Origin of the sequence: Collimonas antrihumi, assembly GCF_018304965.1 — a bacterium.
GTDB lineage: Bacteria > Pseudomonadota > Gammaproteobacteria > Burkholderiales > Burkholderiaceae_D > Collimonas > Collimonas antrihumi.
This window is the reverse complement of the sequence record NZ_JAGQED010000002.1, coordinates 12,042-29,145: the sequence shown is the minus strand read 5'-3', so window position 1 is coordinate 29,145 and position 17,104 is coordinate 12,042. Positions and strand designations below refer to the sequence as shown.

Annotated in this window: 13 protein-coding genes; 4 read left to right on the top strand and 9 right to left on the bottom strand. The window is 56.1% G+C overall.

Annotated elements, in window-relative coordinates; translation table 11 throughout:
• Positions 1-130 precede the first annotated feature (130 nt).
• The 9 genes from odhB to KHU29_RS02700 form a co-directional block, all read right to left on the bottom strand.
• Complete coding sequence (gene odhB / locus KHU29_RS02740; RefSeq protein WP_211451174.1) at positions 131-1,387, bottom strand: 2-oxoglutarate dehydrogenase complex dihydrolipoyllysine-residue succinyltransferase; 1,257 nt, start codon at positions 1,385-1,387, stop codon at positions 131-133.
• Positions 1,388-1,481: 94 nt separating this feature from the next.
• Positions 1,482-4,337, bottom strand: coding sequence for a 2-oxoglutarate dehydrogenase E1 component (locus tag KHU29_RS02735; RefSeq protein ID WP_211451173.1), 2,856 nt, complete (start codon positions 4,335-4,337; stop codon positions 1,482-1,484).
• A gap of 330 nt (positions 4,338-4,667) precedes the next feature.
• Positions 4,668-5,972 (bottom strand): citrate synthase, encoded by a 1,305-nt coding sequence (gene gltA, locus KHU29_RS02730; protein ID WP_211451172.1) that lies wholly within the window; start codon positions 5,970-5,972, stop codon positions 4,668-4,670.
• Between the two features lie 107 nt (positions 5,973-6,079).
• Positions 6,080-6,349 (bottom strand): FAD assembly factor SdhE, encoded by a 270-nt coding sequence (locus KHU29_RS02725; protein ID WP_211451171.1) that lies wholly within the window; start codon positions 6,347-6,349, stop codon positions 6,080-6,082.
• Positions 6,350-6,531: 182 nt separating this feature from the next.
• Positions 6,532-7,245, bottom strand: a complete 714-nt coding sequence (locus KHU29_RS02720) for a succinate dehydrogenase iron-sulfur subunit (RefSeq protein WP_092416203.1) — start codon at positions 7,243-7,245, stop codon at positions 6,532-6,534.
• A gap of 75 nt (positions 7,246-7,320) precedes the next feature.
• Positions 7,321-9,099: a succinate dehydrogenase flavoprotein subunit gene (gene sdhA, locus KHU29_RS02715; protein WP_211451170.1), complete on the bottom strand. Its 1,779-nt coding sequence runs from the start codon at positions 9,097-9,099 to the stop codon at positions 7,321-7,323.
• A gap of 2 nt (positions 9,100-9,101) precedes the next feature.
• Positions 9,102-9,470 carry a succinate dehydrogenase, hydrophobic membrane anchor protein gene (gene sdhD / locus KHU29_RS02710; RefSeq protein WP_211451169.1) on the bottom strand — a complete coding sequence of 123 codons (369 nt, stop codon included), beginning with the start codon at positions 9,468-9,470 and terminating at the stop codon, positions 9,102-9,104.
• Between the two features lie 2 nt (positions 9,471-9,472).
• Positions 9,473-9,883, bottom strand: coding sequence for a succinate dehydrogenase, cytochrome b556 subunit (gene sdhC / locus KHU29_RS02705; protein ID WP_211451168.1), 411 nt, complete (start codon positions 9,881-9,883; stop codon positions 9,473-9,475).
• A 214-nt stretch (positions 9,884-10,097) separates the two neighbouring features.
• Entirely contained in the window at positions 10,098-10,892 is a 795-nt protein-coding gene (locus KHU29_RS02700; protein WP_092416207.1) for a GntR family transcriptional regulator, read from the bottom strand.
• A gap of 489 nt (positions 10,893-11,381) precedes the next feature.
• Here KHU29_RS02700 and KHU29_RS02695 point away from each other — a divergent pair, with 489 nt between their 5' ends.
• From KHU29_RS02695 to acnA, 4 genes are all read left to right on the top strand, one after another.
• Entirely contained in the window at positions 11,382-12,371 is a 990-nt protein-coding gene (locus KHU29_RS02695) for a malate dehydrogenase (protein ID WP_211451167.1), read from the top strand.
• Positions 12,372-12,451: 80 nt separating this feature from the next.
• Positions 12,452-13,423 (top strand): HpcH/HpaI aldolase/citrate lyase family protein, encoded by a 972-nt coding sequence (locus KHU29_RS02690; RefSeq protein ID WP_211451166.1) that lies wholly within the window; start codon positions 12,452-12,454, stop codon positions 13,421-13,423.
• Positions 13,424-13,473: 50 nt separating this feature from the next.
• Complete coding sequence (locus tag KHU29_RS02685) at positions 13,474-13,971, top strand: MliC family protein (RefSeq protein ID WP_246541421.1); 498 nt, start codon at positions 13,474-13,476, stop codon at positions 13,969-13,971.
• Positions 13,972-13,996: 25 nt separating this feature from the next.
• The gene (gene acnA, locus KHU29_RS02680; protein WP_211451165.1) at positions 13,997-16,720 is read left to right on the top strand and encodes an aconitate hydratase AcnA; all 2,724 of its coding nucleotides are present in this window, start codon (positions 13,997-13,999) and stop codon (positions 16,718-16,720) included.
• Positions 16,721-17,104: the final 384 nt, after the last annotated feature.

The window sequence follows — 17,104 nt, the reverse complement described above, 5'->3', positions numbered from 1 at the left end:
GGCAAGTGACAACAAACGACAACAACAAGGCTCTCATCATTTACCTAGCCACCTAAACGATACGCCCTGCTCCATTTTTCTTAGGCGAAAAACAGGAGTCAGGGCGCCCTCGCCTAGCGAGATTTAAAGCTTACAGATCCAGCAACAGACGGGCCGGATCTTCCAGCGCTTCCTTCATTGCTACCAGTGCCAGCACTGCTTCACGACCGTCGATGATACGGTGATCGTAAGACATGGCCAGATAGTTCATCGGGCGGATCACGATTTGGCCGTTTTCGACAACTGCACGGTCCTTGGTCGCATGCACGCCCAGGATTGCCGATTGTGGCGGGTTGATGATCGGTGTCGACAGCATCGAACCGAAAGTGCCACCGTTGGAGATCGAGAAGGTACCGCCGGTCAGGTCGTCCAGCGTCAGCTTGCCGTCCTTGGCCTTGGCGCCGAATTCGCCGATTTTCTTTTCGATGTCAGCGATCGACATTTGATCCGCATCGCGCAATACGGGCACTACCAGGCCGCGTGGCGAACCAACCGCGATACCGATATCGAAATAACCGTGGTACACGATGTCGTTGCCATCAACCGAAGCGTTGACGATCGGGTATTTTTTCAGCGCGGCAACCGCAGCCTTGACGAAGAACGACATGAAGCCGAGCTTGACGCCATGCTCTTTTTCAAACTTGTCTTTGTACTTGGTGCGCAGGTCCATGACTGGCTGCATGTTGACTTCATTGAATGTCGTCAAGATGGCGTTGGTCGATTGCGATTGCACCAGGCGCTCGGCGATACGGGCGCGCAAACGGCTCATAGGCACGCGCTCTTCCGGACGGTCGTCCAGCTGGGCCTTGGTTGGCGCGGCAACTTGCTGCAGTACTGGCTTGGCTGGCGCTGCTGCCAGAGGCGCTGGTACAGGTGCGGCGGGCTTGTTAGCCAGTGCACCCAGAACGTCGCCCTTGGTGACGCGGCCATCTTTACCGCTGCCGTCGATCTGCGACGCCGACAAATTGTTTTCCGCCAACAGTTTAGCTGCGGCAGGCATCGCGATGCCCGCTGCCGATTGCGATGCTGCCGGTGCAGCCGCTGCTACCGGAGCTGCAGCTGCAACTGCGGGTGCCGCCGCCGGAGCGGCAACCGCGCCAGCTGTTGCTTCTGTGTCGATCACAGCGATGATTTCATCGGCAACCACGGTGCTGCCGTCGCCTTTGATCAGCTGGACGATCACGCCGTCGGCCGGGGCCGGCAGTTCAAGCACCACTTTATCTGTCTCGATATCAATCAGGTTTTCGTCGCGCTTGACAGCGTCGCCGACTTTTTTATGCCATGTCAACAAAGTCGCTTCAGCGACCGATTCCGACAATTGCGGAACTTTTACTTCTAGAAGTGCCATTTAATTCTCCATATTCATTATTGCGGGAAAGAGTTTAAGAGCCGCCGCAGCGCGGCGAATTACTCTGTCCCCAACTAATTAGGTTAGACGTCAATTATTTCGTCAAAACAAAGCCTTTGAGCTTGGAAAATGCTGTGTCCAGCAATGCTTTTTGCTGCGCATAGTGCTTGTCGTAGTAACCGACCGCCGGCGATGCGCTGGCTGGACGGCCTGCGTAGGCAAGCTTCTGGCCATCTTCCAGGTTCTCAAAAATGTTGTGCTGAATCTGCAGCCATGCGCCTTGATTCTGCGGCTCGTCCTGGGTCCATACCAGTTCGTTGAAGTTAGGGAACTGCTTCAACTCGGCAGCAAATGCCTTGTGCGGGAATGGATACAGTTGTTCCAGACGGATAATTGCCACGTCAGTCTGACCGCGCTCTTTACGTGCGTTAACCAGATCATAGTAAACCTTGCCCGAGCAAGCGATAACGCGCTTGACCTTCTTAGGATCGATCTTGTCATCGACTTCGCCGATCACGGTCTGGAAGCTGCCCTTGCTGAATTCGGACAACGGCGAACCGGCATCCTTGTTACGCAGCAGCGACTTCGGCGTCATGATCACCAGCGGCTTGCGGAACAAGCGGATCATCTGGCGGCGCAGCAGATGGAAAATCTGCGCTGCGGTAGTCGGTTGCACCACTTGCATGTTGTTGTCTGCGCACAGTTGCAGATAACGTTCGAGGCGTGCCGACGAGTGTTCCGGGCCTTGGCCTTCGTAACCGTGCGGCAGCATCATGACCAGGCCGGAAGCGCGGCCCCACTTCACTTCGCCGGAGCTGATGAACTGGTCGATCACGACTTGCGCGCCGTTGGCGAAATCGCCGAACTGGGCTTCCCAGATGGTCAGCGTGTTCGGTTCTGCGGTGGAGTAACCGTATTCGAAACCGAGTACCGCTTCTTCCGACAGAACCGAGTCGATAACCTTGAACGGCGCTTGCTGGTCGGAGATGTTTTGCAGCGGAATATAGCTGCCGGCATCCCAACGCTCGCGGTTTTGATCATGCAATACAGCGTGGCGATGGACGAATGTGCCGCGGCCTGCATCCTGCCCGGTCAGGCGAATTGCATAGCCCGACGATACCAGCGATGCGTAGGCCAGATGCTCACCCATGCCCCAGTCGAGGTTGAGTTCGCCACGGCCCATGGCAGCGCGGTCGTTCAATACTTTTTCGACCAGTGCGTGGACCTTGAAGTTTTCCGGCACAGTGGTGATGCGCGTTGCCAGGCGTTTCAGTTCGGTGACAGGCACTGCAGTGTCTGCGGCGTCGGTCCACTTGCGGTTCAGGAACGGCAGCCAGTCGACCGCGTATTTGCTCTTGAAGTTGGTGATGACCGGATCGACAGTGTGTTTGCCGGCGTCCATCGCATCGCGGAACGCCTTGACCATGGCGTCGCCAGTGTCGGCATCGATCGTACCTTGCGCAACCAGTTTGTCGGCGTACAGCTTGCGGGTGCCCGGATGCTGGCCGATTTTCTTGTACATCAGCGGCTGTGTCAGTGCTGGCGTATCTTGCTCGTTGTGGCCCAGTTTGCGGAAGCAGATGATATCGACCACGATATCTTTCTTGAACTCGATACGGTAATCGAGCGCGATTTGGGTAGCGAACACGACCGCTTCAGGATCGTCGCCGTTGACGTGCAGAACCGGCGCTTCGATCATCTTGACGACGTCCGAGCAATACAGGGTGGAGCGGGAATCGCGCGGATCGGAAGTGGTGAAACCGATCTGGTTGTTGATCACGATATGCACGGTGCCGCCAGTGCCGTAACCACGCGTTTGCGCCAGGTTCAGGGTTTCCATCACGACGCCCTGGCCGGCAAATGCAGCGTCGCCGTGGACCAGGATCGGCAGCACTTGCGAGCCGTCGATGTCGCCGCGGCGTTCCATACGCGCCTTGACCGAACCTTCAACCACAGGGTTGACGATTTCCAGATGCGATGGATTGAATGCCAGCGACAGATGCACCGGGCCGCCCGGGCTGGTGATGTCGGATGAGAAGCCTTGGTGATATTTGACGTCGCCTGCCGGCAGGTCGTCGGCATGCTTGCCTTCGAATTCGGCAAACAGTTCTTGCGGCATCTTGCCCAAGGTATTGACCAGCACGTTCAGACGGCCGCGGTGGGCCATGCCGATAACGATTTCCTGGACACCCTTGGCTCCGGCGCGCTGAATCGTTTCGTCCAGTGACACGATGAAGCTTTCGCCGCCTTCCAGCGAGAAACGCTTTTGACCGACATAACGGGTATGCAGGTAGCGTTCCAGGCCTTCAGCCGCGGTCAGGCGGTCGAGGATGTGCTTTTTCTTTTCTGCGGAGAACACCGGTGCCGAACGCGTCGACTCCAGGCGTTCCTGCATCCAGCGTTTTTCAGTCGGATCGCTGATGTACATGTACTCGGTACCGATCGAACGGCAATACGTATCGCGCAGCGAATTCAGCAGGTCGCGCAGCGTAGCAGTTTCAGTACCGAAGTAGGTGTTGCTGATGTTGAACACGATGTCCATGTCGGCATCGGTGAAACCGTAGAAGCTTGGTTCCAGTTCAGGCAATACGGAACGTTCCTGGCGTTGCAGCGGGTCCAGGTTGGCCCAGCGTGAACCGAGGTAGCGGTAAGCGGCGATAAGTTGCGTTGCGGCAACACGCTTGCGTCCCATTTCAGCATCGGCTGAAGCGGAGATAGTGCGGATCGGACCGTGTTTGGCGCGCTCGGCGAACGAGGCGATGACAGAGGCGTGGCCTACGTCAGGCTTGTCGGTGCCATCGACGGCAGGTACATGCTGCATAGCGTCAAAATATGCACGCCAGTTATCGGCAACTGAACCGGGATTGTCGAGGTAAGACTCGTACAGCTCTTCAATGTACGGTGCATTACCTCCGAAGAGATAAGAATTAGAGCGGTATTGTTGCATCATCTTGCTCACCTTTCTTCGCGTTTCGCGAGATTAGCGGGTTAACATAACCTTCCGCGACACGGCCTGACCGGTTAGCGGATTGCACATCAAGTTGTGGGGAAGGGCTCTATTACTGTGTTCTTTTACTGCAATTTCAATTCGGGTACTGCAATTTGGGGGCTACGGTACTTCTTTACGCCTGCCCTTCAAAATATGCTCATCGCATACTTTTACTACGCTGTGACCGTATAAATCGGCACAGATCGAGAGCATAGCATAACCTGCAGAAATGCAAACAGCGAATCCGCGGATTCGCTGTTTTTGTGTTGCTATTGCCTGCGCACGCTGTTTTTAGCCGCGCTTGTCGATTGTTGGCACGTCACGGGTCGGCGAACCGACGAACAATTGACGTGGGCGGCCGATCTTTTGCTCTGGATCGGAAATCATTTCGTTCCATTGTGCGATCCAGCCGACGGTACGCGCCATGGCGAAGATACCGGTGAACAGCGACGTCGGGATGCCCAGTGCCGACTGCACGATGCCGGAGTAGAAGTCCACGTTCGGATACAGTTTGCGGGAAACGAAGTATTCGTCTTCCAGCGCCACTTTTTCCAGCGCCATCGCCAGCTTGAACAACGGATCGTCATGCAGGCCGAGTTCGTTCAGCACTTCGTAGCAGGTTTCACGCATCAGCTTGGCGCGCGGATCGAAATTCTTGTAGACGCGATGACCGAAGCCCATCAGCTTGACGCCGGAGTTCTTGTCTTTCACTTTGGCGATAAACTCTGGAATCTTGTCGACAGTACCGATTTCCTTGAGCATGTTCAGTGCCGCTTCGTTGGCGCCGCCGTGTGCAGGGCCCCACAGGCAAGCGATACCGGCAGCGATACAGGCAAACGGATTGGCGCCGCTGGAACCCGCCAGGCGCACGGTTGAAGTCGATGCATTTTGCTCGTGATCGGCATGCAAGGTCAGGATACGGTCCAGCGCACGCACCAGCACGTCGTTGACCTTGTACTCTTCGCACGGCGTGGAGAACATCATGTGCATGAAGTTGGCGCTGTACGACAGTTCGTTGCGCGGGTAGACGAAAGGCTGGCCGACGTTGTACTTGTACGCCATTGCGACCAGTGTCGGCAGCTTGGCGATCAGGCGGATCGCCGATACTTCGCGATGGTGCGGATCGGTGATGTCCAGCGAGTCATGGTAGAACGACGACAAGGCGCCGACGGTACCGACCAGGACGGCCATCGGATGCGCGTCGCGACGGAAGCCGCGGAAGAAGAATTGCATCTGCTCGTGCACCATGGTGTGCTGGGTCACGGTAGCGTCGAATTTTTCCTTTTCCTTTGCAGTCGGCAGTTCGCCGTTCAGCAACAGGTAGCAGGTTTCCAGGAAGTCGCAATTGACCGCCAACTGCTCGATCGGATAGCCGCGATACAGCAATTCGCCTTTGTCGCCATCGATGTAGGTGATCGACGAATTACAGGCCGCCGTCGACATGAAACCCGGGTCGTATGTGAATTTTCCGGTAGCGCCGTACAGCTTGCGGATATCGATAACTTCGGGGCCGACGGTGCCCTTGTAAATAGGAAATTCTACGGATGGACTGCCATCGGAAAACGATAGCGTGGCTTTTGTATCAGCGGTGGTCATGGCTCTTCCCTCAATCAAAAGGTGACTCTAAATCAAAAAAAACAAAAGACGTTGCTGCAAGTTGATCGACATCTTCAGCGGCCGTCGCCGCCAGCGTAGATACAGGCTTAAGCAGTGCGTATTCTGGCTAACAGTGCATGCACTTGCGGCAAATCCAGCAAGCCGTCCGGTTCTTTACGGACCAGCAGCAAATCCATTAGTTCATTGTCGGACAGCTCCATCAGGCGCGAAAAAGCGTCGACGTCGTCGTCCGTCATGCTGGCTTCGTTTGCATCCAGGAAACGAGTCAGTATCAGATCGTTCTCAAGCAGGCCGCGTCGCGCACGCCAGCGCAGGCGGGCTCGGTTAGCTGGATCGGCTTGATGGATGATAGGCATGGAAACCACTTATTCTATTTGAAATCACTGTTCACCGCTTTCGACGAACAGTTCTAAAACACGCCACTCTCCCACCTCGTCATCCTCGCGAACGCGGGGATCTCATTTACTCTCTAAAGTGGATCCCCGCGTGCGCGAGGATGACGAAATGTTTTGAGGGCTATTTATACTTTCACTGCAACCTATACCGCGCGACGAACCATCAACTCTTTGATCTTGCCGATTGCCGCGTTAGGGTTCAAGCCCTTCGGACAGACATCGACGCAGTTCATGATCGAACGGCAACGGAACAGGCGATACGGGTCTTCCAGGTTATCCAGACGGGCGCCGGTGGCTTCATCGCGGCTGTCGGCGATGAAACGGTAGGCTTGCAGCAAGCCGGCCGGACCGACGAACTTGTCCGGATTCCACCAGAACGACGGGCAGGAGGTCGAGCAGCATGCGCACAGGATGCACTCGTACAGGCCATCCAGCTCTTCACGCTGTTCTGGTGACTGCAGACGCTCTTTTTCCGGCGGAATGCTGTCGTTGATCAGGAACGGCTTGATCGACTCGTATTGCTTGAAGAACTGCGTCATGTCGACGATCAGGTCGCGGATCACCGGCAAGCCTGGCAATGGCCTCAGTATGATCGGCTCGCTCAGCTCGTTCAGGTTGGTAGTGCAAGCCAGACCGTTCTTGCCGTTGATGTTCATGGCGTCGGAACCGCACACGCCTTCGCGGCAGGAGCGGCGCAGCGCCAGCGAATCGTCAACGTCGGCCTTGATGCGTTGCAGGGCGTCCAGCAGCATCTTGTCGGTTGGCAGCAGTTCTACCGTCAGGTCCTGCATGTAAGGCTTGGCATCCTTATCGGGATCGTAACGGTAGATTTTAAATTTCAAAGTACGTGATGACATGGCTATACCTTTTTATTAATTGTGCGGCAGAGTTGCGGGCCACCGCCAGGTGGCGCACCGCCCTGCCGCGACAAATCAGAATGTGCGTGGCTTTGGCTTGAACGTATCAACTGTCAGCGGCTTGGTAACGACAGGCTTGTAGTCGAGACGATTACCTTCGGAATACCACAAGGAGTGCTTCATCCAGTTTTCGTCATCACGTTTTTCATAATCGCGATGCGCGTGGGCGCCGCGCGATTCTTTGCGAGCTGCCGCCGAGGTAATGGTGGCCTTGGCGGTTTCGATCAGGTTGTCCAGTTCTAATGCTTCTACTCTTGCTGTGTTGAATACCTTGGATTTGTCCTTGAACGAAACATGCTTGCGGCGCTCGTCCAGCACCATGATTTCCTTGTAGCCTTGCTGCAGCAGCTCGTCGGTACGGAACACGCCGCAATAATGCTGCATGGTCTTGCGGATATCGCCGGCCACGTCTTGCACCCGCTCGGAACCGGTGCTGGTTTCCAGCTTGGCCAGACGCGCCAGGGCGACGTCGGCTGCATCTGCCGGCAACGGCTTGTTGCTGCGCTCTTTGAGCTTGCTGTCGACAATATGATTGCCGGCGGCACGGCCGAACACCACCAGATCCAGCAGCGAATTGGTACCCAGGCGATTGGCGCCGTGCACCGATACGCAAGCGCATTCGCCGATGGCGTACAAGCCATTGACTACTGCGTTCGGGATACCGTTCTTCGGCACTACAACCTGGCCGTAAACGTTGGTCGGGATACCGCCCATTTGATAATGGATGGTCGGCACGACTGGAATCGGCTCTTTCAGAGCGTCGACGTTAGCGAACTTGTGGCCGATTTCCAAAATCGAAGGCAGACGCTTCATGATGGTTTCGGCGCCGATGTGGCGCAGATCCAGCATCACGTGATCCTTGTGCGGACCGCAGCCACGGCCTTCCTTGATTTCCTGGTCCATCGAACGCGATACGAAATCGCGCGGCGCCAGATCTTTCAAGGTTGGCGCATAGCGCTCCATGAAACGTTCGCCGTTGGCGTTGATCAGAATCCCGCCCTCACCACGTACGCCTTCGGTAATCAGCACGCCCGCGCCGGCTACGCCAGTCGGGTGGAACTGCCAGAACTCCATGTCTTCCAGCGGCAAGCCGGCACGCGCCGCCATACCCATACCGTCGCCGGTATTGATAAAGGCATTGGTCGAAGCCGCCCAGATACGCCCTGCACCGCCGGTAGCCATCACCGTGGTCTTGGCTTCCAGGATCATGACATCGCCGGTTTCCATTTCCAGCGCCACTACGCCGATGACATCGCCTTCGGCATCGCGCACCAGATCGATCGCCATCCATTCGACGAAGAAGTGCGTCTTGGCACGGACGTTACGCTGATACAGTGTGTGCAACAGCGCATGGCCGGTACGGTCGGCAGCGGCGCAAGCGCGCGCTACCGGCTTTTCGCCGAAATTAGCCGAGTGGCCGCCGAACGGGCGCTGATAAATCGTACCGTCAGCATTACGGTCGAACGGCATGCCGAAGTGCTCCAGCTCATACACAGCCTTTGGCGCTTCGCGGCACATGAACTCGATCGCATCCTGGTCGCCCAGGTAATCCGAGCCCTTGACGGTATCGAACATGTGCCAGTACCAGCTGTCCTCGGACATGTTACCGAGCGAGGCGCCAATGCCGCCCTGCGCCGCAACCGTGTGCGAACGGGTCGGAAACACTTTCGACAAGACGGCGACATTCAAACCAGCTTCCGCCAACTGCAGCGAAGCACGCATACCGGAACCACCGGCCCCAACGATTACCGCATCAAAGCGGCGTGTAGGAATTGTGGATTTAATAGATGCCACGATTACACTCTCCACAAAATCTGCGCCGCCCATCCGGCACAACCGACCAACCACAGGATTGTGGCTACTTGCAAGACCAGGCGCAGAGCGACCGGCTTGATATAATCCATCCAGAAATCACGCACACCGATCCATGCATGAAAAAACAGTGCCATCAGCGCTACGAACGTAGCCATCTTGAACCACTGATGCGAAAACAGTCCTGCCCAGCCTTCATAAGTGAAGTTGCTGGCGGTCAGGAAAGTGACCAGCAGGATAACCGTGTAGATTGCCATGACGATGGCGGTGACGCGTTGCGCCAGCCAGTCTCGCAAGCCGTAATGGGCCCCTACTACCAGGCGATTGGCGCCAATATTGTTTTTGTTAGCCATTTTTAGAATGCTCCGAACAGTTTCAATGCAACGATCAACGCCAGCGGCACACTGATAATCAGGACTCCGGCAGCCGATTTGCGCGCGCTATCCTTGTCCAGACCGATGTGGTTATCCATGATGAGGTGGCGGATGCCGGCGCAGAAGTGGTGCAGATATGCCCAGGACAGGGCCAGGATGACAAGCTTTACGAACCAGCCCGAGGTGAAACCTTTGAAGTATTCGAAGGAAATTTCAGATGCCAGACTCTTGTCCAGCATGTACAAGATGAAAGGCAAGAGCAAAAACATCAACACGCCACTAATACGATGCAAAATCGAAACGAGGGCTGCCAACGGAAAGCGGTAGCCGACAATTTGGGTAATGCTTATATTACGGAACTGTGGCCGATTGGGCTTCGCGGCTTCAGACATAACAGGGTTCTCCTCAGTTTAAAATTTTAGAGCAAGCGCAATCCCGCAATTTTCGCCGATTTTTGTGCAGCACACCAATAGTTATTATTCAATATTGCAAATAATGACTAGCGGCGATTATTCCTACGCTTGCTTACACTTGATTGCACTTGTCCAGCTTGCTCATATTGCCACCAGTCGTCGCTATCGCCAGCCGACGGCTTTTTCCAACCCATCAACTCAATTCGTTCTGATAGTGATGGCGATTGGTCACGTACAAACCGCGCCGTACTTCCACCGGCTTGTCGCCATAAGTAAAAGAAACGCGCTCCACACACAATAAAGGCGATAATTTTTCCACCCCCAGCAACTCGGCCGCATCGGCATCGGCGCTGGCGGCACGAATCTGCTCGGTGGCACGGATCATGCGCGTGCCGAATTCGGTTTCAAACAGGCCGTACATCGGCCCCTTGTACTCCACCAGCCGCTCCAGCGTCAACGCCTTGAACAGCGCCCCCGGCAACCACAATTCTTCAAGTATCGTCGGTACGCCGTCAAATGCCATGACACGTTTGACATAGACCACCGAGTCGCCCGATTTCATGCCTAGCAGGCGAGCGATTTCCGCCGGCGCACGCAAGCGCTTCAGCTCGATCACTCTTTTATCGGTAACTTGCGGCTGATCGCTGTCCGGCATCAGGCGCAGGAAGCGGAATTGCGAACGCGCTTCGTGATGGGTGGCGACAAACGTGCCCTTGCCCTGACGCCGCACCAGCAGATTTTCCGCCGCCAGCTCGTCAATCGCTTTGCGCACCGTACCCTGGCTTACCTTGAAGCGGTTGCCAAGCTCGACTTCACTAGGGATCAGCTCGCCCGGCTTCCATTCACCGGATTGCAGGCGTTGCATGATCAGCGCCTTGATTTGCTGATAGAGGGGGCTAAAGGTCGGAGACGATACTGAGGGAGACGCAGGGACCGCAGCGCTCTGGCCGACAGGGTCACTACTCACATTGGACGGGATGGAACTCATAAGCTTAGATTTCACCATAAAACACCCTTTGCCGTCCAGTAAAAAATACGCAATGATATGTCTTATATAAGACATAAGATATTGATTGACATACCATGTTGCCAAGCCTAAACTCGCGGGCATAAGCAGTATTTGATGGGCGTTCGATGGTCGTTAAGCCGTGTATGTTTCGCGCAAATGGATTTTCATGGCAGAGATGCAAGCCGTAAATTTTGGCGCTCGGATCAACGCAAAACAAACTGACGCACGCGGTTTTCGCCGGTATGATTAGAGGTTGCGTAATTAAGTCGCCGCTTTTTGTATCTTGGTATGTATTGGGCTGCATGGCTGCATATGGGGCCGCATACCTGGCTGGGATTTTTTGTAATTTGACCGTCGTTCTTATTTGAATTGAACGGTTAAGGGCAGAGTGATTCGCCACAGGGTTTAACCGGGCGGCGCTTGAAATTTGCCCCGCACACATTTTTATCACTTCTCTGGAGATTCAACATGGCTAAGTCCCCTCTGCGTGTTGCCGTTACCGGCGCCGCTGGTCAAATCGGCTATTCCCTTCTGTTCCGCATCGCCAACGGCGACCTGCTCGGCAAAGATCAACCGGTCATTTTGCAACTGCTTGAAATCCCTGACGAAAAAGCACAAAAAGCGTTGAAGGGCGTGATCATGGAAGTTGACGATTGCGCATTCCCGCTGCTGGCCGGCATCACCGCGCACAGCGATCCGATGACAGCATTCAAGGATGCTGACGTTGCCCTGCTGGTTGGCGCCCGCCCACGCGGCCCGGGCATGGAGCGTAAAGACCTGCTGGAAGCCAATGCACAGATTTTCACCGTGCAAGGCAAGGCGCTGGACGCCGTCGCTTCGCGCAATGTCAAGGTACTGGTAGTTGGCAATCCAGCTAACACCAACGCTTACATCGCCATGAAATCGGCGCCTAACCTGCCAGCCAAGAACTTCACCGCAATGCTGCGCCTGGACCACAACCGCGCCCTGTCGCAAGTCGCGGCCAAGATCGGCAAGCCAGTTGCAGCCATCGAAAAGCTGTTCGTCTGGGGCAATCACTCGCCAACCATGTACGCTGACTATCGCTACGCGACAGCTGACGGGGCATCGGTCAAAGACCTGATCAACGATCAAGTCTGGAACAAAGATGTGTTCCTGCCAACCGTCGGCAAGCGCGGCGCGGCTATCATCGAAGCGCGCGGCCTGTCGTCGGCTGCTTCGGCCGCCAACGCAGCCATCGATCACGTGCGTGACTGGGTACTCGGCACCAACGGCAAGTGGACCACCATGGGTGTGCCATCGGACGGTTCCTACGGCATCCCTGAAGGCACCATGTTCGGCTTCCCGGTAACTACCGAAAACGGCGAATACAAAATCGTCCAAGGCCTGGAAATCGACGCTTTCTCGCAAGAGCGCATCAACATTACGCTGGCAGAACTGCAAGAAGAGCGTGATGGCGTGAAACACCTGGTCGGCTAAGCAACTGCTTCAATGTAGGGTGGACGCCTCAAGCTCACTGGTGTCTGCCCTACCCCGCAATTATTATTAAGAACTTCGCAATGCATCCTACCCAGGTCTTATTCCTAGGCAAGCAACAACCGGTCTCGCTACCGGTCTGCGATCATTACGCCGGCGCTGAAAAGCTCATGCGTAAATCGGTCGCCTTGCAGCAGGAACTGGGTCCGGTATTCGACATCACGCTTGACTGCGAAGACGGCGCCAGCGCCGGTAACGAAACCGCACACGCACAACTGGTCGCCAGCATCATCGCCGGCGCCGACAATCGCTTTGAGCGCATAGGCGCTCGCGTACACGACATCGGCAGCACTTTTTTCCAACAAGACGTAGAGATCATCTGCCAAGGCGCAGCGCGCCGGCTGGCTTACCTGATGCTGCCCAAGGCCGAGAGCCTGGCCGACGTCAACGCCGCCATCGCCTTGATAGAGCACCACAGCAGCCAGGCTGGACGGCAGGCGCTGCCGGTCCATGTATTGATAGAAACCCATGGCGCACTGGCGGATGTGTTCGCCATCGCCGCACTGCCGCAAGTACAGTCGCTATCGTTTGGCATCATGGATTTTGTTTCAGCGCATTACGGCGCCATTCCCAGCGCGGCGATGCGTTCGCCGGCGCAGTTCAGCCATCCGCTGGTCACGCGCGCAAAACTGGAAATTGCCGCGGCTTGCCATGCGCACGGCAAGGTGCCGTCGCATAACGTCACCACCGACATCAAGGACAGCACCACCGTCGCCGCCGACGCCGGTCGCGCCATGGCTGAATTCGGCTATACCCGGATGTGGAGCATCCATCCGCAACAGATCAAACCGATATTGAACGCATTTACCCCGCCGCCGTCAGAGATAGCCACCGCGGCACAAATCCTGCTAGCGGCCAGACAAGCAGCTTGGGGACCAATACAACACGAGGGCACGCTACATGACCGCGCCAGTTATCGTTATTACTGGAGTGTTCTGCAGCGCGCAAAAAATAACGGCGTCGCACTACCTGAAGATGCAATAACTTTGTTATAACCGCACCCCGCCTTTTTCGAGATAACGGGATGCACCACGGAGCAATGAAAATGAAAAAGAGTTTGTCGACGAGTTTGTCAATGCTGGTTTTGCTGTGCGCCAGCCTGGCAGTTGTAGCGCCGCAAGTCCAGGCCCAGACCACCACCAAGAAAACAACCAAGAAAGCCGCTAAGAAGCCAGCTGCAAAAGCAGCGCCGGCAGAAGTCGACGATGGCGAAGACGAAGGCACACCGGATGTCAAGACTTCCGTTTCCATCGATTACAAATGCGAGCTCGGCAACAGCCTGACAATCTACACCAACGCTGAAGACGACAAGCACATCGCACTGCGTTGGGGCAAAGCCCTGCACCGCCTGTCGCGCGTGCCGACCACCACCGGCGCTAACCGCTTTGAAAACCGCAAATACGGCCTGCTCTGGATTGGCATCCCGTCCAAGGGCATTTTGCTTGATTCAAAAACAGGGCATCAACTGGCGAACGAATGTAAATCCGCAGCGCAAGAAGCCATGCCGGCCCCTGCACCTGTCGACCCGGCACACAGCTTGTAATTAAACTGAAAACTCAGGAGAAATCATGTCCCGCAACACGCTGAATACACTCAAGGAATTCAAGATTTCCGACTCCAAGAAAGGCAAGTTCTACTCCTTGCCAGCCCTGGAGAAAAAACTCGGCATCAACATCTCGCGCCTGCCGGTGTCGATCCGTATCGTGCTGGAATCCGTACTGCGTAATTGCGACGGCAAGAAGGTCACTGAAGAGCACGTCAAGCAACTGGCTGCCTGGGGCGCCAACGCAGCCCGCACAGACGAAATCCCGTTCGTCGTGGCGCGCGTCGTGCTGCAAGACTTTACCGGTGTGCCGCTGCTGGCCGACCTCGCCGCCATGCGCAACGTCGCTGCCTCGCTAGGCAAGAACGCCAAGAACATCGAGCCGCTGGTGCCAGTCGACCTGGTAGTCGACCACTCGGTGCAGATCGACCATTTCCGTGAAAAGAAAGCACTCGACCTCAACATGAAACTGGAATTCCAGCGCAACAACGAGCGCTACCAGTTCATGAAATGGGGCATGCAGGCATTCGACACTTTCGGCGTCGTGCCTCCTGGCTTCGGCATCGTCCACCAGGTCAACCTGGAATACCTGGCCCGCGGCGTCCACAAGAAGGATTCGGTTTACTATCCGGACACCTTGGTCGGTACTGATTCCCACACCACCATGATCAACGGCATCGGCGTAGTCGGCTGGGGCGTTGGCGGCATTGAAGCGGAAGCCGGCATGCTGGGCCAACCGGTCTACTTCCTGACACCAGACGTAGTCGGCGTCAACCTGACCGGCCAATTGCGTGAAGGCGTTACCGCAACCGATCTGGTGCTGACCATTACCGAACTGCTGCGTAAAGCCAAAGTGGTCGGCAAGTTTGTCGAATTCTTCGGCGAAGGCACTGCCTCGCTGAGCCTGACCGACCGCGCTACCATCGCCAACATGGCACCAGAATACGGCGCCACCATGGGCTTCTTCCCGGTTGACGATGCGACTATCGAATACTTCGAAGGCACTGGCCGCAGCAAAGCGGAAATCGACGCATTCGCCGGCTACTTCAAGGCGCAAAACCTGTACGGCACTCCAAAGGCTGGCGACATCGACTACACCACTGTCGTCGAACTCGACCTGGCTACAGTTGCACCATCGCTGGCGGGCCCGAAGCGTCCGCAAGACCGTATCGAAATCGGCAACGTCAAAGCCAACTTCGCAGAATTGTTCAGCAAGCCAATCGCAGAAAACGGCTTCAACAAGAAAGTGGAAGACCTGGATGCGACTTACACCAACGCTGACGGCGTCAAGCTGCAAAACGGCGACGTGCTGATTGCCGCTATCACTTCTTGCACCAACACTTCCAACCCGAGCGTCATGCTGGCGGCTGGTTTGCTGGCCAAGAAAGCGGTCGAAGCCGGCCTCAAGGTACCTGCGCACATCAAGACTTCGCTGGCCCCTGGCTCGCGCGTCGTCACCGAATACCTGGAAGCGGCCGGCCTGCTGCCGTACCTGGAAAAGCTCGGCTTCGGCGTCACTGCCTACGGTTGCACCACCTGTATCGGTAACGCCGGCGACCTGACACCAGCCATGAACGAAGCCATCGTCAAGAACGACGTGGTGGCATCGGCTGTATTGTCCGGCAACCGTAACTTCGAAGCACGGATCCATCCGAACATTCGCTCCAACTTCCTGGCTTCGCCACCGTTGGTAGTCGCTTACGCGATCGCCGGCAACATGACGCGCGACCTGATGACCGAGCCTGTCGGCAAGGGCAAGGGCAAAGATGGGAAAATTCGGGACATCTATCTCGGCGACATCTGGCCAACTTCGCAAGAAGTCGCCAAGCTGATGAAGTTTGCGATGAATGCCAAGACTTTCAAAGCCAACTACGCTGACGTCAAGGGCGCACCAGGCAAGCTGTGGGAAGCCATCAAGGGCGTCGCCGGCGGCGAAGTCTACAACTGGCCTAAGTCGACTTACATCGCTGAACCACCGTTCTTCCAAGACTTCACCATGGTGCCGAAGGCAGCTGCGACCGGTATCACCGGCGCGCGTGCACTGGGCGTGTTCGGCGATTCGATCACTACCGACCACATCTCGCCAGCCGGCTCCATCAAGGAATCCAGCCCGGCCGGTAAGTGGCTGATCGCCAACGGCGTGTTGAAGGCTGACTTCAACTCCTACGGCTCGCGCCGTGGCAATCACGAAATCATGATGCGCGGTACATTCGCTAACGTCCGTATCAAGAACCTGATGATTCCTGCGACACCGGACGGTTCGCGGGTTGAAGGCGGCATCACCTTGTTCCAGCCAACCGGCGAAGAAACATCGATCTATGACGCAGCAATGCAGTACGTCAAAGACGGCGTGCCAACGATGGTGTTTGCAGGCGAAGAATACGGTACTGGTTCGTCGCGTGACTGGGCCGCCAAGGGTACTCAGCTGCTGGGCGTGAAGGCTGTGTTTGCGCGTTCGTTCGAGCGTATCCACCGGTCCAACCTGGTCGGCATGGGCGTTCTGCCTTTGCAATTCATCGGTAACGACAGCGTGCAAACCCTGGGCATCACCGGCCACGAGACTTTCGACCTGAAAGGTATCGAGGACGAGATCAAGCCACAGCAAGACGCCACCCTGGTGATCCATCGTGCCAACGGCGAAACCAAGGAAGTCAAGGTTCTGCTGCGCATCGATACGCCAATCGAAGTCGACTACTACAAACACGGCGGTATCCTGCCGTTCGTGCTGCGCCAGTTGCTGGCAGCATAACAACACACCAGCCTGCGGCCCGTTCTGCACGGGCGTCAGGCTGGCAGTTGAATGGTTCAATAAAGCTATCAAAAAAACGCCGGCCATGCCGGCGTTTCTCATTTTCAGCGTCGATCACGATATCGTTGCCATCCATCTACGGTAGTTATTCAACATACCGTTAAATCCACTACAATAGGATCTTGCAGTCTTCCTGCCTCAGAGTCCTTGAAAACTCTCAGCAAGCGGTCGTAGGCCAGAAGGCAGCGCAGAAAAGCGGAGCATATTCAACAATGTTATCAATGAATATGTGAGCGTCTCAGTTGCCGGGCATCGGATGCATGCATCCGCTACGGTCGCGCAGTAAGATTTTGACTATGTTGTCATCAGCCCTTACTCTATTCA